Below are 24,741 nucleotides of genomic sequence, written 5' to 3'. Positions count from 1 at the left end.
CATGGCGTCGCACCTTGCCGCCACCGAGGCCGCGGCCAGCCCTTCGCGTGGGAGCAAATTGCGCCTTCTGCTGATCCTCGGCGCGCTGATGGCCTTCACCTCGCTGTCCACAGACATCTATCTGCCCGCGATGCCGCAGATGCAGCGCGAGCTGCAGGGCAATGCGGAGCTGACCATCACCGGCTTCCTGGTCGGCTTCGCGTTGGCGCAACTGGTCTGGGGGCCGGTGAGCGACCGCATCGGCCGGCGCCGGCCGCTGGTGATCGGTGTGGCGCTGTTCGTCGTGGGCTCGCTCGGCTGCGCGCTGTCGCAGACCATGGGCCAGATGGTGTTCTGGCGCATGTTCCAGGCCTTCGGCGCCTGCACCGGTCCGATGCTGGCGCGTGCCATGGTGCGTGATCTCTATCCCCGCACGCAGGCGGCGCAGACGCTGTCGACGCTGACGGTCATCATGGCCGTCGCGCCCATCGTCGGGCCGCTGCTGGGCGGCCAGATCGTGCGCTTCGGCTCCTGGCACGGCATCTTCTGGCTGCTGGCTGCCGTGGGCGCACTGATGCAGCTGGCGCTGCGCCAGTTGCCCGAGAGCCTGCCGGCGGCGCGGCGCGCCACCACGCCCACCTCCGAAGCGTTCGCCGACTACCGTGCTCTGCTGGGTAACGCGGTCTTCATGCGCTACACGCTGTGCGTGACGCTGTTCTACGTCGGCGCCTATGCCTTCATCGCCGGCTCACCCCACGTGTATATCGAATACTTCCATGTGGACGCTCAGCACTACGGCTGGCTGTTCGGGCTCAACGTCGTGGGCCTGATGGCCGTGAGCATGGTCAACCGCAGGCTGGTCAGTCGTTACAGACTCGACGCGCTGCTGCGCACGGCCACTGCCATCGCGGCGCTGGCGATGCTGGCCGGCCTGGGGCTGGTGGCGTGGCACCTGGGTGGACTGCCAGGCGTCGTCGTGCCGGTGTTCGTGTTCTTCTCGATGAACGGCGTCATCGCCGCCAGCGCGACCGCGGCCGCGCTCGACGACGTGCAACCGGGGCTGGCCGGATCGGCTGCGGCCCTGATCGGATCGCTGCAGTACGGCAGCGGCATTGTCTCGTCGTTGTTGCTGGCGGGGCTGTCCGACGGCACGCCTCGGCCTATGGTCGTGGTCATGGCGCTGTCCGGCACCGCCTGCGCTGCGATGGCGTTTTGGCGTCGCAGGGAGCTGAACTGAAGATGACTGCACGCACGGACGGCTTGCCGCTGGGACCGATAGTCCCATAGTCCCGCCTGTCTGCTCTAGGTGCTCGCACGGCAGCAGGTTCGCGGCGTGGCGGCTGTCTGTGCCTGCCAACCGCCGCACACGCTCAAGCGCTCCACGCGCAGCAGCGCCAGGCCAGTACCCGCCGAAAAAATGCCGGTCAGCGCTTGGCTGACTGGCTTCGGACGGCAGGGCTTTTTGCTAATGTTTCTGGGCCTCAGGCCCGTAGAAGAAGTTGGCCGTCGCACCGCCGTCGATCAGGAAATCGCTGCCGGTGATGAAGCCGCCTTCGGGCCCCAAGATCAGCGCGGCCAGCGCGGCGATCTCGTCCGGTGTACCGGCCCGGCCCGCAGGCATCTTCTTCAGCATGCCTTGGTAGAACGCCGCGCGCTCGCCATAGAGCTCGTCATGCGCCAGCGGGGTCACGATGATGCCGGGGCTGATAGCGTTCACACGCGCGCCGCGCTCGGCCCAGCGGATTGCCTCGCCACGTACCCGCAGCGAGTTGCAGCGCTTGGACATCTGGTAGGCATGCAGCGTGTCCCGCACGCCCTTGACGAAGTCCAGCGCCATCAGCTCCTCAGGGGGGGCCGTGGCCAGCAGCGCATCCTGTTCAGCCGTCAGCGCCGGCATGCGGTAGCCCGACTGGGAAGAGATCACGACGCCCGAGCCGCCCTCGGCCATGACCTTGCCGAACTCTTCGAGCAGCACGGCCGTGCCGTACAGGTCCACCTTGAGGATTGCCTCGATGGGGGCCTGGCTCGGCGAGACGCCGGCCGCCTGTATCAGCGCCTTCACGGGTCCGAGCGACTGGGCCTTGCGGACCACGGCCTGCACCTGGCCGCGGTCCGACACGTCGGCCTGCATGGCCGTGACCTCGAAGCCGGCGTTCTCCAGCACCTTGGCGGCTTCGTCGGCCGAGCTCTGGGTGTGGTTGGCCACCAGGATGTGGCGCCCCTGGCTGACGCGGCGGGCGATGGCCTGGCCGATGCCGCCAGCGCCGACGACGACGGTGAGTTCCTTCATTGCGTTGCTCCTTTATTGAACTGGATCGCTGTGCGCATCACACGCGCAGCAGGGTCTTGATGGCCCGGCGCTCGTCCATGGCCTTGTAGCCCTCGGCCACGTCGGCCAGCGGGATCTGCAGGTCGAACACCTTGCCGGGGTTGATCTTGCGGCGCATGATCAGTTCGATCAGGCGCGGCAGGAAACGTCGCACCGGGGCCGGGCCGCCCAGCATGCCGGTCTGCGAGAAGAACAGCTTCTGCCCGTCGAACTGCACACCGTGCGGCACGCCGACGTAGCCGATCATCGATCCCGGCCGGGCAATGGCCAGCGCCTGCTGCATGGACTCGTTGGTGCCCACGCACTCCAGCACGGCGTCGGCGCCGATCTGGTCCGTCAGCGCCTTGACCTTGGCTACGCCCCCGTCGCCGCGCTCGGCCACGATGTCGGTGGCGCCGTACTCCAACGCCAGCTCCTGGCGAGCCTTGTGCCGGCTCATGGCGATCACGCGCGCCGCGCCGAGCTGCCGGGCGGCCAGCACACCCATGAGACCCACCGCCCCGTCGCCCACGACGACGGCGGTGCAACCGGGCTGCACCTGCGCCGCCACGGCAGCGTACCAGCCGGTGCCGAGCACGTCGGAGGCCGCTAGCAGGCTGGGGATCAGTTCATCGTCGGGTTGCTGGTCCAGTGCGATCAGCGTGCCGTCGGCCAGCGGCACACGGGCGAACTGCGACTGCGCACCGGTCATGAACTCGCGCTGTACACACGAGGACGGAAAACCGAAGCGGCAGTGCGGGCAGGTGTTGTCGGACAGGCAGAAGGAGCCGATGACGAACTGCCCGGGCTTGACCGAGGTGACGGCGCTACCAACCTCGACCACGGTGCCGCAATATTCATGGCCCATGTGCATTGGTGCGTCGACCTGATTCAGCCCGCGGTAGGGCCACAGGTCCGAGCCGCAGACGCAGGTGGCGGCCAGGCGGATGGTCACGTCCGTTGGTTTCTGGATGGTCGGCTCGGGCATCTCCTCAATGCGCACGTCGCCGGGGGCGTAGAGCTTGGTTCCCAACATGTTGATGGCTCCTGGTGAAAGGTCTGGGGGTCAGGCAGCCTGCAGATAGGCATTGCCGTGGTGTGGCGAAGGCCTGGCTGAAAGCATCGATCGCCGCGACAAGGGCGATCCCGTGGGCTGCGCGCCCCCTCATGGGGTCGCACGGGTTGTTTGGAGCAATGTAGGCCGGGGCTTCGTGCCGGGCAAGGTGTGGCACGCTTGCGGCAGTCGAAAGCGCCACTTGCGAATGAGCAGATTGAACATGTGGCGTGGCCGGCCATGCGATTGCCGTCCCCGCGTGCGCTGCCAATCCCCTGTTCCCACGGGAGACCGCTTCCATGAAACAGTCGCTTCCTTTCCTGGTCCTGGCGGCCGCCACCGGTTTCGACGCTGACGCTCAGCGGAGCGCCGTGCCCGACACGCCCGCGGCGTGCATGGCCCGCGAGACCGCCGCCCCAGTTGTTCGCCTACACGCAGGACGTGCTGTTCGGCGATGTGTGGAAACGCAAGGACCTGGCGCCGCGCAACCGTAGCCTGGTCACGCTCTCCGCGCTGGTGACCAACGGCCAGGCGGCGCAGATGACATCGCACATCAACCTCGGACTGGACAATGGCCTGAAGCCGTCCGAGATCGTTGGAGTCCTCACGCACCTGGCCTTCTACAGGTCCTTGAGGTGATCCAGCAACCGTTGCACCAGCAGTCGAAACGCGCCAGGGAGGTCGTTGGCGCCGTCCTTGATCAGTTCAGGAACACAGCTAGCGATGTAGCCGATTCTTTGCGGAATGACGATGCCAAACTCGCCGAGCAGTCCGCATCGTTCTTATTTGTCTTGACGTAGGGCTTTACGAGCTGCGGCGCCATCGCCGGTCATGGCGAATCTGCCGCACCCACTTCGCAGCGAAAAGCGATGGCTCCCTTCCGTCACCTTGGATCGGACCCGGCTGCATATCTTGCGGTCGCGGCAATCGCATCATCAACGTGGATGTTCGATTCCGTCAAACCCTGCGGCAGCACGATCACACCGTCCTCATCCGCGACCAGCCGCGCGCCGGGAGTGAATGTGACACCGCCGAAGTGAACCGGCAGGTCTATCTCGCCCCTGCCACCGATGTCCGCCCGGCGCGGGATCGTCCCGAGTGCCTTCACTCCGATGTCCAATGCGTCGATCTCGATGCAATCGCGGATCATGCCGTTGACGATGACGCCGGCCCATCCATTGCGCACTGCCAGGCCGGCCATGACGTCTCCAAACAGCGCACGCCACGGCAAAGCGGCGCCATCGATGACCAGCACCTGTCCGTGTCCGGGCTGGTTGATCAGGACGCGAAGCGCGCTGATCCCGTTCGTGTAGCGCGCCGTGCGGATGGCGCCCGCGAACGCGCGTCTCAGGCCGAATCCCACGAAGGGAAGTTCGCACACCTGCGCGCCATCGCAGGCATCGCAAAGATCAGTAGATTTGAAGGGCATGCGCACATGTTAGGTGCGCGCAGCGGCCAACGGATAGCGCATTCCGCGATAGCCCCGATGCCGTCTGAGCACTCGCGCCTGCCGCGCTGGCAAGCGACCGGTTTTCAGATGCTATGCCAAGCGGCGATAGCCCCCGTGGCGCATCAGCACTACATGTGCAGGTCCAGCGTCTCCTAAAGTGTGGCCACGAGGTTCAATCCATGACGATCATCCGACTCAATTCGCGCGTCCTTTTCCTGAGCAACGACCCCGAAGTCGTCGAGCGGCAGCTCCAGGGTGAAAATCTGGCTCTGGTGGAGGCTGGCGCACTCCGAGACAATATTTCAACAGACGAGATCACTCCGGCAACGGTGGCCGCCGTCTGGGACGAGCGCCTGGGCCGCTATCCCTACCTGGGCTTTGTTTCGGGAGGCCGTTGTCCGATCGGAATCGATGCGGTCAAAAATGGCGGTTTCGCGGTCACTGTCGCCGGCAAGCGCTACGGCAAGGGTTCCTCGCGCGAGCACAGTCCGATGTCAGAGCGCGCCGCCGGCATTCGCCTGGTGGTCGCGGAAAGCTTCGAGCGGATCTATCGCCAGAACGCGGACAACCTCGGCTTGTTCACCTCCACCGACTTCAGTCTCATCGAGCGTGTACAGAATGGTGAGCCGATCGACATTGAGGAACTGGTGGCTTCGCGCGATGCTCAGGCGGCGGCGATCCTGCGCCATGGTGGATTGCTGCGCTATGGGCGCGAGCGGATGAAGCAGATCAGCCTGCCGCCGGCGAACACCAGCAGCAGCGGCTCAAGAACCCTGGTCGAGAAGATCATCGCGAGTCACTTGATGGTGACCGGCGACAGCGGCTCCGGTCTGAAGGCGGGCAGCGGAGCCTTCGTTCGACCCGATTGGCGCTTTCTTATCGAGTACTACACGCCGATGTGCGCGCACATGTTGCACGCGGAGTTCGGCCGGCCACTCAAGTTGCACGATCCGCAGAGTGTGCGGCTGTTCGAGGACCACACCTCCTATGTCCACCGCAGCATCGCGCACACGCGCGCCGGATTGCTGCCTGCTGTCCAGAACGTTGTTCGCGAGCATCGCAAGTTTGGCGAGGAGTACGGCTTGATTGCGCATGGCCTGCTGGCGGATGGTGTCGGCAGCGAAGGCATCTCGCACCCGATGATGTCCGAGCGCTATGCATTGCCCGGGCAGATCATTGTCGGCACCGACTCGCACACCACCCACAGCGGTGCGCTCGGCTGCCTTGCCTTCGGCGTCGGCAGCACCGAGATGGCCAACGCCCTCGTCACGGGACTGGTCCGGATCACCGTTCCTGCGTCGCTGCGCGTTGAACTCGCGGGCCGACTGCCGACGGGGGTGAGTGCGAAGGACGTCGTCCTGCACTTGCTGGCCGACCCTCGCATTCGAGCCGGCTCCGGGGTCGGCAAGGTGTTTGAATTTGCCGGTCCGGTGATCGCCCAGCTTTCAACCGACGAGCGGGCGACCCTGACCAACATGACTGCGGAACTCGGCGGCTTCACCGGCATCGTTGCCCCCGACCAAGAAACGGTTCGTTTCCTGCGCGAACGCCGGGGCATCGACTTTCAGCTGCAGGATTGGATGTGCAGCGATGCGGAGGCCTCCTATGCGGAGATCATCCAGGTCGACTGTTCTGCGCTCGCGCCGATGGTGGCTCGCCCCGGCGATCCCGGCAACGGCGTGCCTGTCACCGAATTGTCGGAACGCCCCAAGGTCGACATCGCCTACGGCGGCTCGTGCACGGGCGGAAAGCGCGAGGACTTCGACTCTTATCATCAGGTGCTTTCGTGGGCTGTGAATCGGGGCTTGCGGGTGCATCCGGGCGTGAAGCTCTATCTCCAGTTCGGCACGATCGACGTTCGCGACTACTGCGTGGAGAAGGGCTATCTCGACGTCTTCGAGCGCGCGGGCGCCGAGATGCTGCAACCCTCCTGCGGTGCGTGCGTCAATGGTGGGCCTGGGACGTCGGAGCAGGCGAGCGAGGTCACCGTTAGCGCTATCAATCGCAACTTTCCTGGGCGATGCGGTCCTGGAAAGGTGTGGCTCGCCAGTCCCGCCACGGTGGTGGCCAGCGCGCTTGCGGGCGAGCTCGCGGCCTTTGCGGAGGTGCAGGCTCGAGCCGAAGCAGGGCCCTTGCATGCGGCCTGAACCTGAATGCCATCGGCAAACGGTGACCAAGCTGGCCCTCGACAACCATGAGCGTGAAGCCGTCGCCAACGATCCATGGTTCTCGTCACTGTCGGCGACACTTCGTCACGACATCCTGCGGCGCGCGCAGGTGCGGCGCTTCCCTGATGCAGGCGTGATTTGCCGGCGCGGTGATCCCGCCGACGCCTGGCTGGCGGTATTGGCTGGCGCGGTGCGTATCGGGTCCCATACACCTGAGGACAGGCAACTCACGCTGCGCTATATCGAACCGGGCGTGTGGTTCGGGGAAGTCGAGATGTTCGATCTGAAAGGTCGGCCCTACGATGTCCTGGCGCACGGGGACACCACCTTGCTGTGTGTCGGGCGCGAAGAGATGCAGGAGATTCTGGTCAATCATCCCGAGTTCTGCCTTGCGCTCTTGCGTCTTCAATCGCAGCGTATGCGCCAGCTGTATCGTCTCGTGGAGGACCTCAATACCAAGTCGTTGCGCGCCAGAATCGCTCGGCAGCTTTCGCAGCTCGCGCGCACCTACGGGGAGCCGGCGGACGCAGGCAGTCCGGAGGTGCGAATCGCCTTGCGCCTGCGACAAACCGAGCTTGCCGGCTTGATCGGCTGCTCCCGGCAGAGGCTCAACCAGGAGTTGAAGCTGATGGAGCGCGACCGAACGATCCGCATCGAGCACGGCGGCGTTGTCGTGCGAAATGGCCAGGCGCTGCGGCAGATCTACGAGCGCGCTTCTTCATAACCACCGCTCCTGGGCGACAATCCAGCCCACCAGCCTTGGTCCAGGAACATGCGTCGCGTCGATCCCGTCAGCCTTCAACTGTTCCTCGCCGCCGCGCGCGAAGGCTCGATCAAGCGCGCGGCCGATGCCGAGCACATCGCGCAATCCGCGCTCAGCCGGCGCATTGCCGATCTGGAACACACGCTGGGAGTGCAACTCCTGAGCCGTTCCCCCCTCGGCGTCACCCTCACGGAAGCAGGGCAGCGAGCGTACGCCCTCGGCGAGAAACTCGACGCCGATATTCAATCGTTTGCGCGGGAGGTGCAGGCGCTGAGCGGGGAGGTCGCCGGCACGGTGCGTCTGTTTGCCAACCTGTCCTCGGTGGTCGGATTTCTGCCGGAACGGCTGCATGCATTCCGGGGCGATCACCCGAACGTGGAGATCGTGCTGCAGGAGCGCTTGTCCAGCGAGTGCATCCGGGCCTGCCTGGACGACCGTGCGGATGTGGCGGTCTGCCTCGCAGGAGTGGCCGTACCGCCTGCGCTTGAGTCCTGGCATTTCGCTGACGACCCGCTGATCGTCATCCTGCCGCCGAATCATCCGTTGACGAGGCAGCGCGCGATTCGTTTCACGGAGCTGCTGCATCATCCGATCGTGCGCATCCAGACCGGCGGCGCTGGCGACAGTTTCCTGCAGGAGCAGGCGGAGAAGCTTCGGATGCCTTACACACCGGTTGTCGCTGTCAGCAGCTACGAGGCCGCCTGCCGCATGGTGGAGGTCGGACTGGGCATCGCGATCATGACCGGAAGCGCCTTGCGCGCGCTCGCCGGGACGAAGCGCTTCGTGCGACGACCGCTCGACGAGCCCTGGAAGGACCGGGAGCTGAGTGTGTTTGCGCTCAAGAAGTCGAGTCGGTTGCGAGCCGTGGACGCGATGATCGCTGCTCTGCGCAGCTGATCCTCGGGCCGGGCCCGCACACTGCAATTCGGGTAAGGGTATCGCGTTCCGTCATATCCCCTGTGACGCAAGAGCACTTCGCCCGGCAACGGCATCGCACCTACAGTCCGCCCGAGCGAGCATCGCTCTATCAATAAGAGCTGCCAGGTGGCGTCGCCGCCAAGGTAGCGGAATCTTCCGCCAATTCCACGGAGACAAACCATGCACATTCCTTTACTTCTCGGCCGCGGAGCCGCTGTTGCCCTTTCACTGTGGAGCCTCGCCGGCGCGTTCTCGCCGGCACAGGCGCAATCGGCCGATATCAGGCCGCTGCGCCTGATCGTTCCCAATCAGGCGGGTTCAGGCGTGGACGCAGTGGCCCGCGCGATGAGCAGCAGCCTGGCTGCCGCGTTTGGGCGGCCAATCGTCATCGACAACCTGCCCGGAAGTGGCGGCGTGATCGGGACGCAGCAGATCGTGCGGGCCCCGAAGGACGGGTCGGTTCTGGGCATGGTGTCCTCCAATCACGTCATCAATCCTTTCATCTACAAGCACGTACCGTTCGACGCCATCAAGGACTTCACTGCGATCTCGGTGATCGCATCCTCCCCGCTGGTCCTGGCGGTGAACCCGGACACGGTCAAGGCAAAAACCACGCGCGAGTTCATTGCCGAGCTGAAGGCAAATCCCAAGAAGTTCTCCTATGGCTCGTCCGGCAACGGGACAGTTCTGCACTTGGCCGCGGAGTATTTCCTCAGCGAGGCGGGTCTCCAGGCCCAGCACATCCCGTACAAAGGCACAGGCGCCATGACCACAGACATCATCGGCGGGCAGGTTCATTTCGGCATGTTGCCGCTGGTAGTCGCGGCCCCTCAAATCAAGGCGGGGAAGCTGCGTGCCCTTGCGGTGAGTACTGCGTCACGCAACCCGGCGCTGCCGGACGTGCCAACGGTGGCCGAGAGCGGCATTCCGAACTTCGAATTCGACAGCTGGGTCGCGATCATCGGTCCGGCGGGCATGGCACCTTCCGTGGTCGCGAGCACGTACCAGAGGCTCAAGGAAGCACTGGCGACAAAGGAGGTCCAAGACAGCTTCGTGGTGCAAGGTTTCACGTCGATGACGACCACACCCGAGCAGACGCAACCCTTTCTGATCTCCGAACTGGAGAAGCACGGCAAGCTGGTGAAGCGGTCCGGTGCCACCGCCGAATGATCTCGCGCGATCCGGATCCCCAATGCAAGGAACTGAAGTCATGAGCACAACCGTTTCTCTCAACGACAAGTACGAATTGCCGAAGGGCCGCGTGTTCATGACTGGCACGCAGGCGCTCGTGCGCCTGCTGATGGTGCAGAAGGCGCGCGATGAGGCAGCGGGCCTGAAGACCGGCGGATTCGTCTCGGGCTACCGCGGATCACCGCTCGGCTCCGTCGACCAGGAGCTCTGGAAAGCCAAGAAGCTTCTGGAGCGGAACAAGATCACTTTCAATCCCGGCCTCAACGAAGAACTTGCCGCGACCTCGGTATGGGGTTCGCAGATGGCCGGCATGGATCCGAAGGCTACGGTGGATGGCGTGTTCGCCCTGTGGTACGGCAAGGGCCCGGGCGTGGACCGCAGCGGCGACGTCTTCAAGCACGCGAACATCGCGGGAACGTCCAGGTTCGGCGGCGTGCTGGCGATCGCAGGCGACGACCATACGTGCAAGTCATCGACCTTGCCGCATCAGAGTGAACAGGCATTCATCGCCGCCGCGATCCCCGTGCTCAACCCTTCGGGCGTACGGGAATTCCTTGAGTTCGGTCTGCACGGCTGGGCGATGTCGCGCTACTCGGGCTGCTGGATCGGCTTCAAGGCCGTCAGCGAAACCATCGAGACCACCTCGTCCTTCGAGATCGACCCGATGGCGATCGAGACAAGAATGCCGGACAACCAGCAGATCCAGTCGGGCTCGCTGTCGATCCGGTGGCCGGATCCTCCGATGGAGCAGGAGGCGCGGCTGCTGCGCGACAAGCTTCAGGCCGTGCTCGAGTATGTCCGGCTGAACGGATTGAACCGGCAGGAATGGAAGGTTCCGAATGCCAAATTGGGCATCGTGACCACCGGCAAGAGCTACCTGGATACGCGTGAAGCCCTGTCGTTGCTCGGCATAGATGAAGTTGGCGCCAAGTCCCTCGGACTGCGCCTGCTGAAGATCGGTGTGAGTTGGCCGCTCGAACCCGTCTGCGTGACGGAGTTTGCCCAGGGCTTGACCGAGATCCTCGTTGTGGAGGAGAAGCGAGGCGTGCTTGAGCCGCAGATCAAGGAACAGCTCTACAACGCACCGGCCGATGCCCGCCCGCGCGTCGTTGGCAAGGCAGATGGCGAAGGGGAATGGGTCCGTTCACCGAACGGCTTTTTACTGCCGCCGAACGGCGAGCTCACGCCGGCCCTGATCGCCAGAGTCATTGCACAGCGCCTGCTGCAAGTGCTCGGCGCCGGCGCACTGCCACAATCGGCGACAACGGTTCTGGCCGACGCCGGCTGCGCGGCGGCCCTCGACCCGACGCTGCCCCAGCGGTTGCCGTTCTTTTGCTCGGGTTGCCCGCACAACACCTCGACCATGCTGCCCGAGGGTTCGCGCGCCGGTGCGGGGATCGGCTGTCACGGCATGGCGACCTGGATGGGGCGCAACACGGGCAACATTACACAGATGGGCGGTGAAGGGGCTGCCTGGATTGGCCATGCACCGTTCACCTCCGAGGGCCATATCTTCCAGAACCTCGGCGATGGCACCTACAGCCACTCCGGTTCGCTGGCGCTGCGCGCCGCGATCGCCGCGGGCGTGAACATCACCTACAAAATCCTGGCGAATGACGCAGTCGCGATGACCGGCGGGCAGCCAGTCGAAGGGAGCCTGAGCGCCATCCAGATCGTGCAGCAGGTTGCTGCTGAGGGTGTCAGGAACGTGCACCTGGTGTCCGACGACCCTGCGTCGTGGCAGGCCCTGGGCGGCTTGCCCGCTGGCACCGTCGTCAGCCATCGGGACCAGCTCGACGAGGTGCAGCGCCAGTTGCGGGATGCGTCCGGAGTTTCGGTCATCGTCTACGCGCAAACCTGCGCCGCCGAGAAGCGCCGCCGACGCAAGAAGAAGGAGATGGTCGATCCGCCGAAGCGGGTCGTGATCAACGAGGAAGTGTGCGAAGGCTGCGGCGATTGTGGCGTGCAGTCGAACTGCGTCTCCATCGTGCCGCTTGAAACGCCGCTCGGCCGCAAGCGAACGATCGATCAGAGCTCATGCAACAAGGACTACTCCTGCGTCAAGGGCTTCTGTCCCAGCTTTGTCACCGTCGAGGGCGGCGCCCTTCGCAAGGCTCCCAGGTCCCAGAGTGCGTTGCCTGCAGACCTGCCCGAGCCCATCATTCCGGCGCTGGACCAGCCGTACAACGTGCTGATCACCGGCGTGGGCGGCACCGGCGTGGTCACGATTGGCGCGCTCATCGGCATGGCCGCGCACCTCGAAGGCAGGGGCGTCATCATTCTGGACATGGCGGGCTTGGCGCAGAAAGGCGGTGCAGTGATGTCGCATGTGCGCCTGGCTGCACAGCCCGATGCACTGCACGGGGCGCGGATCGGCCAAAAGCAGGTGGACCTGCTGCTGGCTTGCGATCTGATGGTCGCGGCAGGCAAGGAAGCGATGGCTGCATCCAGCATGGAGCGAACGGCCGCGGTCGTGAACACCCATGTTGCGCCAACCGGCGGCTTCACGAAGAACCTGGATTGGCAGGCTCGCCCCGAAGATCTGTTGGAGCAGTTGAAGTCAGGGGTCAAGCAGATCGCGACGATCGACGCGTCGCGCCTCGCCACCAAGCTGCTGGGCGACGCGGTAGCGACGAACGTCTTCATGCTGGGATTCGCGTGGCAGTCGGGCAGGATTCCCCTTTCGGGGGCGGCGCTGCTGCGCGCCATTGAACTCAACGGCACCGCCGTGCAGATGAATACCGCGGCGTTTGCCTGGGGACGACAAGCTGCCTTGGAACCTGACAAGGTGCGTGCGGCGGCCGGCATCGACGTGCCGCGGGTGATGCTGATGCCGCAGCGCACGCCGACTCTTGACACCCTGATTGCAGATCGAAAGACGCGGCTTTCTGGCTACCAGAGCGACAAGTACGCACAATATTTCGAAGCTCGTGTTCGTGAACTTGCCGCCATTGAGAAAGCGACATTGGGCGGCGACCGCGTGGCTCGCGAGGTCGCCGTGAGCCTCTACAAGTTGATGGCGTACAAGGACGAGTACGAGGTGGCTCGCCTCTACACGGAGAGCGGATTCTTCGAGCGGATCGACCGTGAGTTCGAGGGAGACTTCAAGCTGCACTTCCACTTGGCGCCGCCGCTTCTGGCCAAGCGCGATGGCAAGGGGCGTCTGGTCAAGAAGGCTTACGGACCCTGGTTGGTCATGGCTTTCCGGTGGCTCGCCAAGGGCAAGGTCTTGCGGGGGACGGTCTTCGACGTCTTCGCCTATACCGAAGAGCGCCGCAATGAGCGTGCCGAGTTTGGGCGTTTCCTGGGGCAGATGCGCAAGGTGCTTGCCCAAGCGCAGCTCGAACAGACTGCAACTCTTCTGGAACTCGCAAGGCTGCCGCAGGCCATGCGCGGCTACGGGCATGTGAAGGAAGCGAACGTGGACGCCGTCCGCAGCCGTGAGGCCTACCTTCTTGAACAGCTGTGCAAGCCGGTTGCAACTGCGGATACGCAGGTTGAGGACCGCGCAGTCCAGGTGGTCTAAGAGAGGTGCATGAAAGATCAAGATGTACTCGCGGTCGACGCCGTCCGCAGCGCCAACGACACCTCTGTGCGGAGCGCTGAAGGCGATTCCGCTTTCGCAACGGCCACGACCACCGACGTTCCGTTTGGGGGTGCGGACAAAAACTTGGACTGCGAGGAGATGCAATGGACACCTCCCCGCCTACGGGCAGCACAAACGCCGCAAGAGTACAGAGATGAACGGCGCGACTGGTGATCGGCCAGCCCCGGGGGTGTTTTCGCATCGCATCTGATGCCGACCGACCGCTAAAAATTCTTCTTGATGATTACCCTGTATCACTGCGTGAGCGCACGCTCATTTCGCCCTCTCTGGATGCTGGAGGAACTCGAGACGCCCTATGAACTGGTGATGCTGCCGTTTCCGCCTCGCGTACTTCAGCGTTCGTTTCTTGAACTCAACCCACTCGGCACGGTCCCCCTCATGGTCGATGGGGCGACGCGAATGACCGAGTCGTCAGCGATCTGCGAGTACCTCTGCGCGAAAGCGGCACCAACTCGACTTCAAATCGATCACGCAGAACCGGACTTCGGCACCTATCTCAACCTCCTTCACTTCGGCGAGGCGACCCTCACTTTCCCGCAGACGCTGGTGCTACGGTACTCTCGGTTCGAACCCGAAGACCGTCGGCAGCCCTCTGTTGCAGACGACTATGCAAAGTGGTTCCTGGCCCGGCTGCGCACGCTCGAGCCATTGCTAGCCGCGCGCGAATATCTGTGCGGTGACCGATTCACAGCTGCGGACGTGTCCGTGGGCTACGCGCTGCTTCTGGCCCAGCATCTCGGACTTGCGACCCGGTTCACACCAGCGGTGGCGGCTTACTGGCGGCGTCTGCAGCGCCGCGATGGCTATCTTCGCGCCATGCGCGCGCAAGAGGTTGCCGCTAACGCTCAAGGGGTGTCGCCGATTCCTGCACCCGACACGCTGAACGGGGCGTAGACGGATGCGCAGGCGCGCCAGCCTATAGGCACACTGCACGGACGTAGGATCCGCCGTCGCGTTGTAGACCGGCACCGGGTGGTCCGTCAGGATGAACTTCACATGCGAGTCCTGCGCCGAGACGATCTCTCGTGCGCCCTCGACCCACATCGTGCAATGCATCAGGCGTAGAGCCTGCCTCTCACCATCAAGTCGACTTGGCCCAGCGCGCCGTAGCACGAGCGGACTCAGTCCGGGCCTTTGGGCGTGCGCAGCTTCCGCGTTGCCATGTGCTCGAAGAAGTCTTGGAACGACTCATGCACGTCGGCGTGGTTGCCGAGCACGGATGCGCGGACTGCTTTCGTCCCCTGGTCGTCGATGACAAGACCATGTGTGCCGCCGGCAGCAAACCGATGTTCTATGGCATGTCGGTCGTCTCGGGCGAGGTCACGGCCAAGGTGATGCCCCTGCAGGCGGGCGGGTTGGCCATCTTGCAGGTCACGCCTTACCCTTGGGGCGAAGTGGAGGCCGCGGCGCGCGACCATCGCCGCTCAGCGGAACAAGCACAGGTGCCGGTGGGCTACGGCAGCTTCGAGGGCTCCCTGAACGCTCTGGTGATGATCGGGCGCACCGGTCGCGACCTGACGCGCGTGCGCCTGCATGCGACGCTGCGCGCGCTCAAGCTGCGCTTGGCCGGCATGGACATCGGTTTCTCGACCGGCAGCGCCACCGGTTCACACTTCATCGAAATGATGCGCGTCACACCCGAAGGCCGCTTCGTGCGCTGAACGGACCCAGGGGTACCGCGGCGGCCGGCCAGCCAGCGCTCGTGCCTCAATAGCGGCATGAGCCAACTGCGCGGAATGAACTGCGTCCACAGCTATCGGGACTTTCGGTGAAGGCCAACTCCTCCACGGTTCCCTTGGCTCAACCATCGGCTTTGATATGCCAAGAAAGAAACTGACCATGCGCCAACACAGCCGGACCTCTTCGGCATTGGCCGCCCTAGCTCATGCCTTGCGTTGCGTCATTCATCCGGATGACGTCGAGCGCGCAGGCGGTGTCTTTCTCGTCGGCGGGCATGTCGGCGCCTGCTCCTGCGAGCGCCTCGGGCCTTGAATCACGAAGGCGTCAGAACGCGCGAGATCCGAGATGCCGCCATCGGCGCTCGCCCGTTCAGAACCGTCTGCCTAGCGGACTCCTAGCCTTGCGGCATCCCGTCGCTGCCGCTGCCGCACAGCACCACGGCGATCTTCTCGTCGTCGCGCCGCGCGAAGCAACGATGGCTCACGGCCGCCAGCGCGGTGGCCGCGCCGAGTTCGATGGCCAGGCCCGCGTGCTGCCAGGCGGAGCGTGCAGCGTCCTCGATGACCTCTTCGTCGACCAGCACGATGTCGTCGACGTACTTCTCGATCAGCTCGAAGTTCAAGGGTTCGGTCGAGCGCGCCGCAAGGATGGGCACGCGCGTCTTCACGTTCTCCAGCTTCACGATGCGGCCTTCCTTGCGGCAGGTATGCAGCGTGGGGCATCCCGCGGCTTCGACGCCGATCACGCGGATCGACGGCTTGAGCAGCTTGGCCGCCTGCGCGATGCCCGCGAGCAGGCCGCCGCCGCCGATGGAGACAACCAGCGTCTCGACCTCGGGCCATTCGTCGATGATTTCGAGCGCCGTCGTGCCCTGGCCGATTACCACGTCCCGGTCGGCGTACGGGTGCAGCAGCGCCCCGCCGTGCTCGGCCACGTTGGCGCCGGCGGCGTCCCAGCTCTGGTCCCAGAAGTCGCCGTGCACCGTGAGCTTCGCGCCATGGCTTTCGATGCGCGCGCGCGTGATCGGCGTGCTGGTGTTCATCACGAACACGTTGGCCGGCAGGCCCAGTGTCTTGCCGACGTACGCCACTGCCGCGCCGAAGTTGCCGCCCGACGCCGTAGCCAGGCCCTGCTGGCGCACCTCGTCGGACAGGGTCAGCACGCGATTGAAGGCGCCGCGCGCCTTGAACGAGCCGGTGACCTGGTGGCACTCGGCCTTGAAACGCACCTGCACCGCGCCGCCAGGCACCCAGGGGTGCGCGTTGACCAACGGTGTCTGCCGGATGTAGGGCTTCACGCGGGCATGCGCCGCGCGGTAGTCGTCGAGGGTGATGGGCTGCTGCATCGTGTTCATCTCGCTCATGCGGCTGCACCTTCCTCGTCTTCGACCAGCACACACAGGTTGTTGCCTTGCTTCACGATGCCGAAGGTGCGCTGCGAGTACACCGTGCCGCTCCTGGCGAAGCGCACTTCGCGCGGTGCGAGCGCGGGTTCGGTCAGCAGGTGCAGGTAGCCCGCCACCTCTCCGGCCTTCACGGTGTCGCCCAGCTCGTGCAGCGGCTCGAAGTAGCCGTCGCCCGGCGACAGCAGGTTGCCGCCGTTGGACACGATGTGCACGCGCCGGCTCGGCGGCGGCGCTTCAGGCAGCACACCAGGCACCACGCCCAGCCGGGCCAGCACGCGCGACAGGCACTCGCGCGTGCGCTTCACGCCCTTGGGCGACACGCTGCCGTTCTCGCCCATCTCCGCGGCAATCGCTGCCAGCCCGAGGTGGGCCGCCGCGCCGCAGCTGGTGCGCGGGTCGCCCATGTTGTCGGTGATGACGGTGAACTTGGCGCCGAACCAGCGCGCCATGTCCTCGGCACGCTCGCGCACTTCCGGCGCCAGCGTGGGCGTGACCACGACCTGGGCGCTCTCCTCGATGAAGAGAGAGCTGCCCCCCGCATGCAGGTCGACGTACGCGTCGCACTTCGGGAACAGCACGTCGTGGATGAACGCTGCGATCTGCTCCGTCGGCGTGCCGAAGGGGTTGCCCGGGAACACCCGCGCCAGGTTCTTGCTGTCGAGCGGGCTTACGCGCGAAGCTGCGCGCAATGCCGGCGCGTTGGCCGCGGGCATCAGGATCAGCCGGCCCTTCACCTGCGAGGCGTCGAGCGTGCGGATCAGCTCGTTGATGACGATCGGGCCTTCGTACTCGTCGCCGTGGATGGCCCCGGTGACCAGAACCGTCGGCCCGTCGCCATTGCCGATGACGGCCAGCGGCAGCGCCACGGCGCCCCATGCATCGTCATGCCCCGAATGCGGCAGCCACGCATGGCCGACCTGCTTGCCGGGCTTGGCCCAATCGATGTCCGTGAAAACGGTGGATGGACGCGCCTGGCTCACTTCACTTCTTTCTGCTCGTCCTTGAACCACTTCAGGCGCAGCGCGGCGAGGCTGCCGTCGGTGGACTTGGCGTCGATGATCTTGTTCATCTCGGCCAGCAACGCGGTCTCGCCGGGCTGCACGGCCATGTAGGCGGGGCTGATGCGGATCAGCGACTTCATCTCGATGCCCTTGGCCGGATTCTCGTCGGCCACCTTCTGCGCGATGAAGTTGTTCTCGGCGAACAGCGGCGCCTGGCCCGACAGGAAGGCCGAGATGGTCGAGGCCGTGTCTTCCAGGCGGATCAGCTTGGCGCCGGGTGCGAGCTCGCTCAGCGACAGGTCGGGCGTGGAGCCCTTGGGCACCGCCACCGTCTGGCCCGCGAGGTCGGCCACCTTGGCGAACTTCGGCGTGCCCTTGCCGCCATACACGCCGAGGTACACCGCCGCGTACGGCTTCGAGAAGGCGACCTGCTTGGCGCGCTCGGGCGAGCTGCCCAGCGCGGCGATCACCACGTCGACCTTGTTCGACAACAGGTAGGGAATGCGGTTGGCGCCCGTCACCTGCTGCAGCTCGAGCTTCACGCCCATGGCCTTGGCCACGTTCTCGGCCAGCTCCACGTCGAGGCCCGTGGGTTTGCCCGCGCCGTCGGTGAAGCCCCAGGGCGCGGCGTCGATGGTGGTGGCGATGCGGATCGTGCCCTTGGCCTTGATGTCCGCGAGCTTGTCGGCGTGCGCGAGCAGGGGTGCTGCGCAGACCAGCGCGGCGGCGAACAGGGTTTTCATTCTGAACATGGAAGCTCCTAGAGACAAAGGGACGACGAAGAGAATCAAGACAAAGGAAATCAGACGACGGACTGGACGAACTGCTGGAACTCGGGCGTCTGCGGGCTGCCGAACATCTGCTGCGGCGTGCCCCGCTCCCAGATGCGGCCCTGGTTCATGAAGAGCACTTCGGAAGCCACGCGGCGCGCGAAGGCCATCTCGTGCGTGACGACCATCATGGTCATGCCGTCGCGCGCCAGGTCTTCCATCACGCGCAGCACTTCGCCGACCAGCTCGGGGTCGAGCGCGGAGGTGGCTTCGTCGAACAGCATGAGCTGCGGCGACATGGCCAACGCCCGCGCGATGGCCACGCGCTGCTGCTGGCCGCCCGAGAGCTGCGAGGGCATGGCGTCGAGCTTGTGGCCGAGGCCCACGCGCTCCAGCATCTGCCTGGCGAGTTCGCGCGCCTCGCCCTTGGCGATCTTCTTGGTCAGCACCGGTGCCAGCGTCACGTTGGCCGCGGCCGACAGGTGCGGAAAGAGGTTGAAGCTCTGGAACACCATGCCCACGCGGCGGCGCAGCAGCGCAAGGTCGGTTGCCGGCGACTGCACGTCGACGCCGTCGACCACGATGCGGCCCGCGCCGATGGTCTCCAGCCCGTTTACGCAGCGCAGCAGCGTGCTCTTGCCCGAGCCGCTGCGCCCGACAAGCGCCACGATGTCGCCCTTGGCGACCTCGGTGGACACGCCGCGCAGCACATGGTTGTCGCCGAAGTGCTTTTCGACCGAATCAATGAGCACGAGCGGCATTCATGCGTCCTTCCAGGTTGAGTGCCAGACGAGCCAGCGGATAGCAGATGGCGAAATAGCACAGGGCCACGCCGCAGAAGACGGGCAGGTGCGCCAGCGTCGAGCCCGCCACGATCTGGCCCGAACGCGTGAGCTCGACCAGCCCGACGAGCGCCGCGAGCGAGGTGTTCTTGATGAGCTGCACCAGATAGCTCACCGTGGGCCCCAGCGCCACGCGAAAGGCCTGGGGCCACACCACGTGCCGCATGACATGCCAACGGCGCAGGCCGACGCAAGAGGCTGCCTCCCACTGGCCCTTGGGCACCGACTCGATCGCGCCGCGCCAGATTTCGCCAAGGAAGGCCCCCGCCGACAGCGAAAACGCGGCGGCCGCGGCCGTGAAGGCCTTGATCTCGATGCCCAGCAGCATTGGCACGCCGAAGTACAGCAGGAACAGTACGCCCAGCAATGGTGTGCCCTGCACCAGCTCGACATAGATGCGCGCCAGCACGCGCAGCCACGGCAGGCGCGAGGTGCGCGCCACCGCCACGCCGAGCGCGATGACGCTGCCGATGACGAAGGCCGTCAGCGCGAGCGCCGCGGTCCAGCGGATGGCGCCGAGGATGAGCCAGAGGTCGGCAATGGACAATCCGCGCATCTCAGCGCTCCTTGCCGAACAGGCGGCGCTGCACGAAGCCCAGCAGCACGCGCAACGCCTGCACCGCGACGAAGTACATCGCGCAGATCACGACGTAGACCTCGAAGCTGCGGAAGGTGCGCGAGTCGATGAAGCTGCCGGCATGGAAGATGTCTTCCACGCCGATCTGCGAGATGAGGCTGGTGCCGATCAACGTGAGCACCATCTGGCTCGCCAGCGACGGAAACACGTTGCGCAGCGCCGGCACGAACAGCACGTGCACCAGCACCTGGCGCGGCCGCAGCCCGAGCGCGGCGCCGGCTTCGGAAAGGCCGCGCGGCACCGACATCAGCCCCGAGCGGAACACCTCGACCATGTACGCGCCGCAGTACAGCGCCAGCGAGATGACGCCCGCCACCGGCGCTTCCAGGCGAATGCCCACGTTGGGCAGGCCGAAGTAGATGAGAAAGAGCTGTACCAGCGCTGGCGTGTTGCGGAAGAACTCCACGTACACCCGCGTCACGCCGCGCAGCGGCTTGTTGCCGTAGACCAGCGCCAGCGAGCCCGCCACGCCGATGGCCATGCCCAGCACGATGCTCGAGGCGGCGTAGCCCAGCGTGTGCAGCAGGCCTTCCACCAACTGCCCGGTGTAGGGGGCGAGTGCCTCGAACTGGAACTGGTAGGCCATGGCTCAGTCCACTTCGAGGATGGCCTCGACCTCGACGGTCTGGTGGCCCGGCAGCGAGCCCGCGCCGATGGCCGAGCGGGCGCCCCGCCCCACTTCGTCGCCGAACACTTCGACGAACAGGTCCGAGCAGCCGTTGATGACCTTCGGGTGGTGCGCGAAGCCGGGCGCGGCATTCACGAAGGCCAGCAGCTTCACCACGCTGCGCACGCGCTTCAGGTCGCCCAGCGCGGCCTTGGCCACGGCCAGCAGGTTCAGTCCGGTCAGGCGTGCGTGGGCGTAGGCCGCCTCGATGCTCACTTCCTCGCCGACACGGCCCACGTGCAGGTGCCCGTCGGCTTCGAGCGGCCCCTGTCCCGAGAGATACAGCAAGGGACCGGAGCGGCGCCAGGCCACGAAGTTGGCGACGGGCGCCGGGGCCGGCGGGAGCTTCAGGCCGAGCGCGGCGAGCCGCTCTTCGGGACCGAGGCCCGTGGCGGACGGTGCCGTGTTGGAATCCAGGGTCATTGAGAACACATCACCGTGGCACCGCGGGGGCGGCGCCCGGTCAACCTTTCGACGAAAATCAACGGATTCGGAAGGATTGGTCAACCAATCCACAACCAGACAACGCAGACGTGTGTGACTGCGTAATGAATTCATTCTAAGATTGTTAATTGAGATTGGTCAACCATTTTGGCGAGCTATCCAACCATGAATGCAAAGCCCGTGCCGCAGCCGCTCCAGCCGCTGATCGAAGTCACGGATCTCTCGGGCCGGATCGCCGCGCAGGACAAGGCGACTGCCTCGAAGGTCTACCGCGCCATCCTCCAGTCGATCCGCGACGGTGTGCTCAAGCCCGGCGACAAGCTGCCCAACGAGCGCGACCTGTCGGAGCAGTTCAAGACCTCGCGCAGCACCGTGCGTCACGCGCTGGCCATGATGAGCGCGCAGGGCCTGCTGGAGCGCAAGGTCGGCAGCGGCACCTTCCTGGCCGAAGGGCTGATGCAGCTGCTGAGCGAGTCCGACCTGCCGGTGGCCGCGCACCACCGCGACGTGCCGACCTATACCGAGATCCTCGAAGGCCGGCTGCTGTTCGAGCCGGCCATGATGGCGCTGTCGGCCCAGCGCGCCGACGCCGAAGACTTCGCCCTCATGCGCCACCACCTCGCCGTGGTGCGCGATGCCGACCAGTGGCTGCAGTTCAAGGAAGGCATCTACGGCGTGCACCAGGCGATCTTCCGAGCCACGCGCAACCGCTTCCTGATGCAGGTGTTCGACGCCGTGGTGGCCGACCGGCGCGCGGTGCAGTACGACGGGCGCTCCAACCTCAACGGCCCGGTGGGCGCCGTGGTGCGCGAGCAGACGCTGCGCGAGCTCACGGCCATCGTCGATGCGCTGCAGGCGCGCGACGCCAAGGCCGCGACCAGCCTGGCCGACGCGTACTTCACGCGCATCCTGGCGTCGCTGAACGTTTACGGATAGGCCCGCAGCACGCGATGGTCCAGCATTGCCTGCCTGGATGTGCCGGTGCCGTGCTTCTTTGGCGGCCAGGCGCGATCCTGGAACTCGGCTCTTTGATCTAGCAAGTCGACAGCTCCAGGATTTTTCGCACGGCTTCCTCTACGGTAAGTTCAGCCGTGTCGATTCTGACGTCGGGCGATTGCGGCGTCTCGTAGGGGGCGTCCCAGCCAGTCAGCTGGGTCAGCTGGCCCTGCCGGGCGCGCGCGTACAGCCCCTTGGGATCGCGCGCGACACAGGTCGCCAGACCGGTGCTCACATGCACTTCAAAGAACTGGCGTGGCCGGAACAATGCACGCACCAGAGCCCGATCTTTCGAGTATGGAGAAATGGCCGTGACAATCGCGATCAATCCGGCGTCGACGATACTGTGCGCGAGGTGGCCGAGGCGTCGTACGTTTTCGCTGCGGTCCGCCTGGCTGAATTTCAAATCGGCATTCAATCCTTGCCGCGCGACGTCAGCATCGACGACGTAGGCATTCTTCCCGCTTTGCCAAAGGTGCAGTTCCAGCGCGCCGGCAAGGGTGCTCTTGCCCGCTCCAGACAGCCCCGTCAGCCAAAAGCATGCGGGGCTTTGCTTCAGACGCGCCGCGCGGTCCTCGGGCCCAATCGCTCGGGACGACGGAACAGTGTCGATTGCATCGATGAGCATGGTGGTATTCCTTTTGCTGTTTCAGGTCATAGGTGGCCGGCACGGCAAGCAGGCATAGACACGCCTTGCGCGCCGTCACCGTGCATCAACTGGATTGCGCAGTTCAAAACTTGTCAGAGCCGATTGAATCGATGCATACCATTTCGGAATTTGCGAGATTTGCGTACTGGAGCGCAGACAGTTTTCACGCGCCGTTCTGGCCATCTCCGCGAAATCGCCATAGTGGACCGCAAGGCGATGCATCATCTCCGCCGCTTTGACCTCGATGCTTGGCTCGTCGAGGACAACGCCATTCAGTCCATCGACGATTTGCGCTCTCAGGCCAAAGGCGGACGACACCACGACCGGTTTTCCTCGGAACAGGGCCTCTGTTGTCGTCAACCCGAAGCCCTCTTCACGAGAGAGCTGAAATACGCCGTGCGCGCTCTGCTGTAGCCGGCCGACAATTTCGGCATTTGCGTCGTTGTCTTTCATCGAGATGCAGGCCAGATACACGCGCAGGCGCACCTGCTTGGGCAACTGGGAGCACAGGCCCGCGCATTTCTCAAAATACGCCCGTCCCTCGGGATCGTCGGCCACTGCCATGGGATCCGGTCCGGCGATCACCAGGCGCATATCGGATGCCTCGTCGAACGCCGCGCCCATAAAGCGTTCGAAGGCGGCAATGATCCTGTCGATACCTTTCAGTCCATCCCACCTGGATACGTGAAGGAAATACCGCAAGCCCAGAATTTCCCGAAGTGTCGGGCCGGACCCTGATTCGCAGTTGCTGAACGAGACCAGATCTTCCAGCGCCCGGTCCGGCGGCCCCGCATGGCTGCGGTTCTTGCTCGAGAACGGGCTGATCGATGGCTGGATGATGTCTATGGGGTGGCTTGTGTCGAAGGCATATCCCTTGTTGCTCAGGACAATGCGCTGAAATGGATGGAGGTGTTTCCCTAGAAGTCTCCATATGTTGTCGACCGTGGAGCTCTGTCCCGGGTAGCCGATGTGGCATCGCCAGATGGCTGGGTGCGCGTGGGAGTTCAGGAACTGTGACGCGGCGCAAAGTGGCTGAGGATCATGAACAACCAGAAAATCGTCGGGCCGGATGATTCTCTCCAGCTCCTTGGCACCTTGCTTCGATTCCGCAAGGTAGTACGGCAGCAGCTCATCCAGGCCCGCCGCGGCGGCGTTGTGAAGGGAATTGTGAATGCCCTTGGTGAATTGGAAAAACTGCTCTTCCTTCGGTTTGAAAATGAGCCAGCGCGCATCAAGGCCAAGCTCTCGAAGGATGCATATGTGGTGAGGAAGCATTTCGGCCACCCCGCCACCGAATGCGGTGGAATTTATGTGCCAAAGACAACGGCCGCCAATCTTGGCTCGAATTTCTCTGGATGAACGAAACAACTCAATGAGAAGTTCCTGGTAATCCTCTTGCTCCGCTACGTAGTGTTCAAGTACCGAACCCTCTATCAGCACCTCATCAAATAGCGGTGTGCGGCCTTGTGTTGATACCTTCATCGGGTGGCCTTTATTTGATCTGGCTGGCACGTTCAGCGTGGCTGCTTAGAAGGGAGATCTTGCGAAAATTCTCTATCCAGCCTTTGATGCCACGATGGCCTCTGGCATGGAGGCCGACACCGATGCAGTCGCATCCCGCGGCGATGGCGGCTTCAATTCCGGTTGGGGAGTCCTCAAAAACCAGGCATCTTCGGGCAGAGATGCCCAGCATGCGCAACAGCATTTCATAGGGCTGTGGATGCGGTTTTCCCTGACTCACGTCCTCGGCCGCAATCATGATTCTTGGGCGAGAGATTCCGGCCGTCGCGAGGCGGGCAAACGCAGAAGCCCTGGCCGAAGAGGTCACGATGGATTTCCGCGCGTCAGGGATGGAGCCGTAGAACTCCGCGGCGCCCTGGACTGGTTGCAACAGTCCCATCGCCTGGATCTCAAAATTCGCAATACGGGCTGCTTCGCGTTCCGGCGAGAGGTCGCACGCAACCGATGCCACCAAGTCGACATCCCGGCGGGAGGCCGACATCCGAATCACGTGATCCGGACACATCTGTTCTTCCCGCGCCCAGCGGCGGAGTGCGCTTTCGATCACCGCCTCCGAATCCACAAGGACGCCGTCCAGATCAAAGGCCACGTGATCGTAGTCTTCGATCCGAATTTCGGTCGTGGCTTCTTCCGGGGGATCTCCCAGCCATTGGGCGAGCCGGCGATGGTTCCTTGTTGTTTGATCCTTCAC

The 24,741-nt window shown here is 64.7% G+C and carries 23 protein-coding genes and 1 pseudogene; 10 read left to right on the top strand and 14 right to left on the bottom strand.

What is annotated here, in order from left to right; genetic code table 11:
* The first annotated feature begins 1 nt into the window (after window position 1).
* Entirely contained in the window at window positions 2–1,216 is a 1,215-nt protein-coding gene (locus AC07O3_RS25890) for a multidrug effflux MFS transporter (protein ID WP_093179044.1), read from the top strand.
* Between the two features lie 228 nt (window positions 1,217–1,444).
* Here the strand turns inward: AC07O3_RS25890 and AC07O3_RS25885 are convergent, their stop codons facing one another.
* Window positions 1,445–2,269 carry an SDR family oxidoreductase gene (locus AC07O3_RS25885; RefSeq protein ID WP_093179043.1) on the bottom strand — a complete coding sequence of 275 codons (825 nt, stop codon included), beginning with the start codon at window positions 2,267–2,269 and terminating at the stop codon, window positions 1,445–1,447.
* 37 nt (window positions 2,270–2,306) lie between these two features.
* Window positions 2,307–3,323 (bottom strand): zinc-dependent alcohol dehydrogenase family protein, encoded by a 1,017-nt coding sequence (locus AC07O3_RS25880; protein ID WP_093179041.1) that lies wholly within the window; start codon window positions 3,321–3,323, stop codon window positions 2,307–2,309.
* 459 nt (window positions 3,324–3,782) lie between these two features.
* On the opposite strand from AC07O3_RS25880, the gene AC07O3_RS25875 reads away from it, so the two are divergent.
* Window positions 3,783–3,980 carry a carboxymuconolactone decarboxylase family protein gene (locus AC07O3_RS25875; RefSeq protein WP_371127576.1) on the top strand — a complete coding sequence of 66 codons (198 nt, stop codon included), beginning with the start codon at window positions 3,783–3,785 and terminating at the stop codon, window positions 3,978–3,980.
* Here the strand turns inward: AC07O3_RS25875 and AC07O3_RS25870 are convergent.
* Both AC07O3_RS25870 and rraA read right to left on the bottom strand, forming a co-directional pair.
* A pseudogene (locus tag AC07O3_RS25870) lies at window positions 3,971–4,164 on the bottom strand (IS110 family transposase); the annotation flags it as partial. The gene AC07O3_RS25875 and the pseudogene AC07O3_RS25870 overlap by 10 nt on opposite strands.
* 60 nt (window positions 4,165–4,224) lie before the next feature.
* On the bottom strand, window positions 4,225–4,770 hold the full coding sequence (gene rraA / locus AC07O3_RS25865) for a ribonuclease E activity regulator RraA (RefSeq protein ID WP_093179159.1): 546 nt from the start codon (window positions 4,768–4,770) through the stop codon (window positions 4,225–4,227).
* 200 nt (window positions 4,771–4,970) lie between these two features.
* Between rraA and AC07O3_RS25860 the strand changes: the two genes are divergently transcribed.
* The 7 genes from AC07O3_RS25860 to AC07O3_RS25830 all read left to right on the top strand — a co-directional run bounded on the left by AC07O3_RS25860 (window position 4,971) and on the right by AC07O3_RS25830 (window position 15,099).
* Window positions 4,971–6,938, top strand: a complete 1,968-nt coding sequence (locus AC07O3_RS25860) for an aconitase family protein (protein ID WP_093179040.1) — start codon at window positions 4,971–4,973, stop codon at window positions 6,936–6,938.
* A gap of 22 nt (window positions 6,939–6,960) precedes the next feature.
* Window positions 6,961–7,683 carry a Crp/Fnr family transcriptional regulator gene (locus AC07O3_RS25855; protein ID WP_256330988.1) on the top strand — a complete coding sequence of 241 codons (723 nt, stop codon included), beginning with the start codon at window positions 6,961–6,963 and terminating at the stop codon, window positions 7,681–7,683.
* A gap of 48 nt (window positions 7,684–7,731) precedes the next feature.
* Window positions 7,732–8,619, top strand: coding sequence for a LysR family transcriptional regulator (locus tag AC07O3_RS25850; protein WP_495340683.1), 888 nt, complete (start codon window positions 7,732–7,734; stop codon window positions 8,617–8,619).
* A gap of 201 nt (window positions 8,620–8,820) precedes the next feature.
* Window positions 8,821–9,810 (top strand): Bug family tripartite tricarboxylate transporter substrate binding protein, encoded by a 990-nt coding sequence (locus AC07O3_RS25845; RefSeq protein WP_093179034.1) that lies wholly within the window; start codon window positions 8,821–8,823, stop codon window positions 9,808–9,810.
* 22 nt (window positions 9,811–9,832) lie between these two features.
* Window positions 9,833–13,357 (top strand): indolepyruvate ferredoxin oxidoreductase family protein, encoded by a 3,525-nt coding sequence (locus AC07O3_RS25840; RefSeq protein ID WP_495340682.1) that lies wholly within the window; start codon window positions 9,833–9,835, stop codon window positions 13,355–13,357.
* 300 nt (window positions 13,358–13,657) lie between these two features.
* Entirely contained in the window at window positions 13,658–14,332 is a 675-nt protein-coding gene (locus tag AC07O3_RS25835) for a glutathione S-transferase family protein (RefSeq protein WP_093179030.1), read from the top strand.
* 296 nt (window positions 14,333–14,628) lie between these two features.
* Window positions 14,629–15,099, top strand: coding sequence for a type 1 periplasmic-binding domain-containing protein (locus tag AC07O3_RS25830; protein WP_495340681.1), 471 nt, complete (start codon window positions 14,629–14,631; stop codon window positions 15,097–15,099).
* A 413-nt stretch (window positions 15,100–15,512) separates the two neighbouring features.
* Here the strand turns inward: AC07O3_RS25830 and AC07O3_RS25825 are convergent, their stop codons facing one another.
* The 7 genes from AC07O3_RS25825 to AC07O3_RS25795 are packed head-to-tail and all read right to left on the bottom strand — an operon-like array spanning window position 15,513 to window position 20,863.
* Window positions 15,513–16,481, bottom strand: coding sequence for a threonine ammonia-lyase (locus AC07O3_RS25825; RefSeq protein ID WP_495340680.1), 969 nt, complete (start codon window positions 16,479–16,481; stop codon window positions 15,513–15,515).
* Complete coding sequence (locus AC07O3_RS25820) at window positions 16,478–17,503, bottom strand: succinylglutamate desuccinylase/aspartoacylase family protein (RefSeq protein WP_495340679.1); 1,026 nt, start codon at window positions 17,501–17,503, stop codon at window positions 16,478–16,480. Before AC07O3_RS25820 ends, AC07O3_RS25825 begins: the two co-directional genes overlap by 4 nt.
* Window positions 17,500–18,267 carry a transporter substrate-binding domain-containing protein gene (locus tag AC07O3_RS25815; protein ID WP_495340678.1) on the bottom strand — a complete coding sequence of 256 codons (768 nt, stop codon included), beginning with the start codon at window positions 18,265–18,267 and terminating at the stop codon, window positions 17,500–17,502. The genes AC07O3_RS25820 and AC07O3_RS25815 overlap by 4 nt, the downstream gene beginning before the upstream one ends.
* A gap of 59 nt (window positions 18,268–18,326) precedes the next feature.
* Window positions 18,327–19,055 (bottom strand): amino acid ABC transporter ATP-binding protein, encoded by a 729-nt coding sequence (locus tag AC07O3_RS25810; RefSeq protein ID WP_495340677.1) that lies wholly within the window; start codon window positions 19,053–19,055, stop codon window positions 18,327–18,329.
* The gene (locus AC07O3_RS25805; RefSeq protein WP_093179023.1) at window positions 19,036–19,692 is read right to left on the bottom strand and encodes an amino acid ABC transporter permease; all 657 of its coding nucleotides are present in this window, start codon (window positions 19,690–19,692) and stop codon (window positions 19,036–19,038) included. Before AC07O3_RS25805 ends, AC07O3_RS25810 begins: the two co-directional genes overlap by 20 nt.
* 1 nt (window position 19,693) lies before the next feature.
* Window positions 19,694–20,359 (bottom strand): amino acid ABC transporter permease, encoded by a 666-nt coding sequence (locus AC07O3_RS25800; RefSeq protein WP_495340676.1) that lies wholly within the window; start codon window positions 20,357–20,359, stop codon window positions 19,694–19,696.
* A gap of 3 nt (window positions 20,360–20,362) precedes the next feature.
* Complete coding sequence (locus AC07O3_RS25795) at window positions 20,363–20,863, bottom strand: RidA family protein (RefSeq protein ID WP_093179019.1); 501 nt, start codon at window positions 20,861–20,863, stop codon at window positions 20,363–20,365.
* Between the two features lie 186 nt (window positions 20,864–21,049).
* On the opposite strand from AC07O3_RS25795, the gene AC07O3_RS25790 reads away from it, so the two are divergent.
* Complete coding sequence (locus AC07O3_RS25790) at window positions 21,050–21,820, top strand: FadR/GntR family transcriptional regulator (protein WP_256330985.1); 771 nt, start codon at window positions 21,050–21,052, stop codon at window positions 21,818–21,820.
* Window positions 21,821–21,917: 97 nt separating this feature from the next.
* Here the strand turns inward: AC07O3_RS25790 and cysC are convergent, their stop codons facing one another.
* From cysC to AC07O3_RS25775, 3 genes are all read right to left on the bottom strand, one after another.
* Window positions 21,918–22,508 (bottom strand): adenylyl-sulfate kinase, encoded by a 591-nt coding sequence (gene cysC, locus AC07O3_RS25785; protein WP_093179018.1) that lies wholly within the window; start codon window positions 22,506–22,508, stop codon window positions 21,918–21,920.
* A 75-nt stretch (window positions 22,509–22,583) separates the two neighbouring features.
* The gene (locus AC07O3_RS25780) at window positions 22,584–24,011 is read right to left on the bottom strand and encodes a glycosyltransferase (protein ID WP_093179016.1); all 1,428 of its coding nucleotides are present in this window, start codon (window positions 24,009–24,011) and stop codon (window positions 22,584–22,586) included.
* A gap of 10 nt (window positions 24,012–24,021) precedes the next feature.
* Window positions 24,022–24,741, bottom strand: a complete 720-nt coding sequence (locus AC07O3_RS25775) for an HAD-IA family hydrolase (protein ID WP_256330984.1) — start codon at window positions 24,739–24,741, stop codon at window positions 24,022–24,024.

The sequence above is a fragment of the Variovorax sp. GW821-FHT09D05 genome, assembly GCF_059416325.1.
The sequence above is the reverse complement of the archived record's forward strand: the minus strand, read 5'-3'. Positions and strand labels throughout refer to the sequence as shown.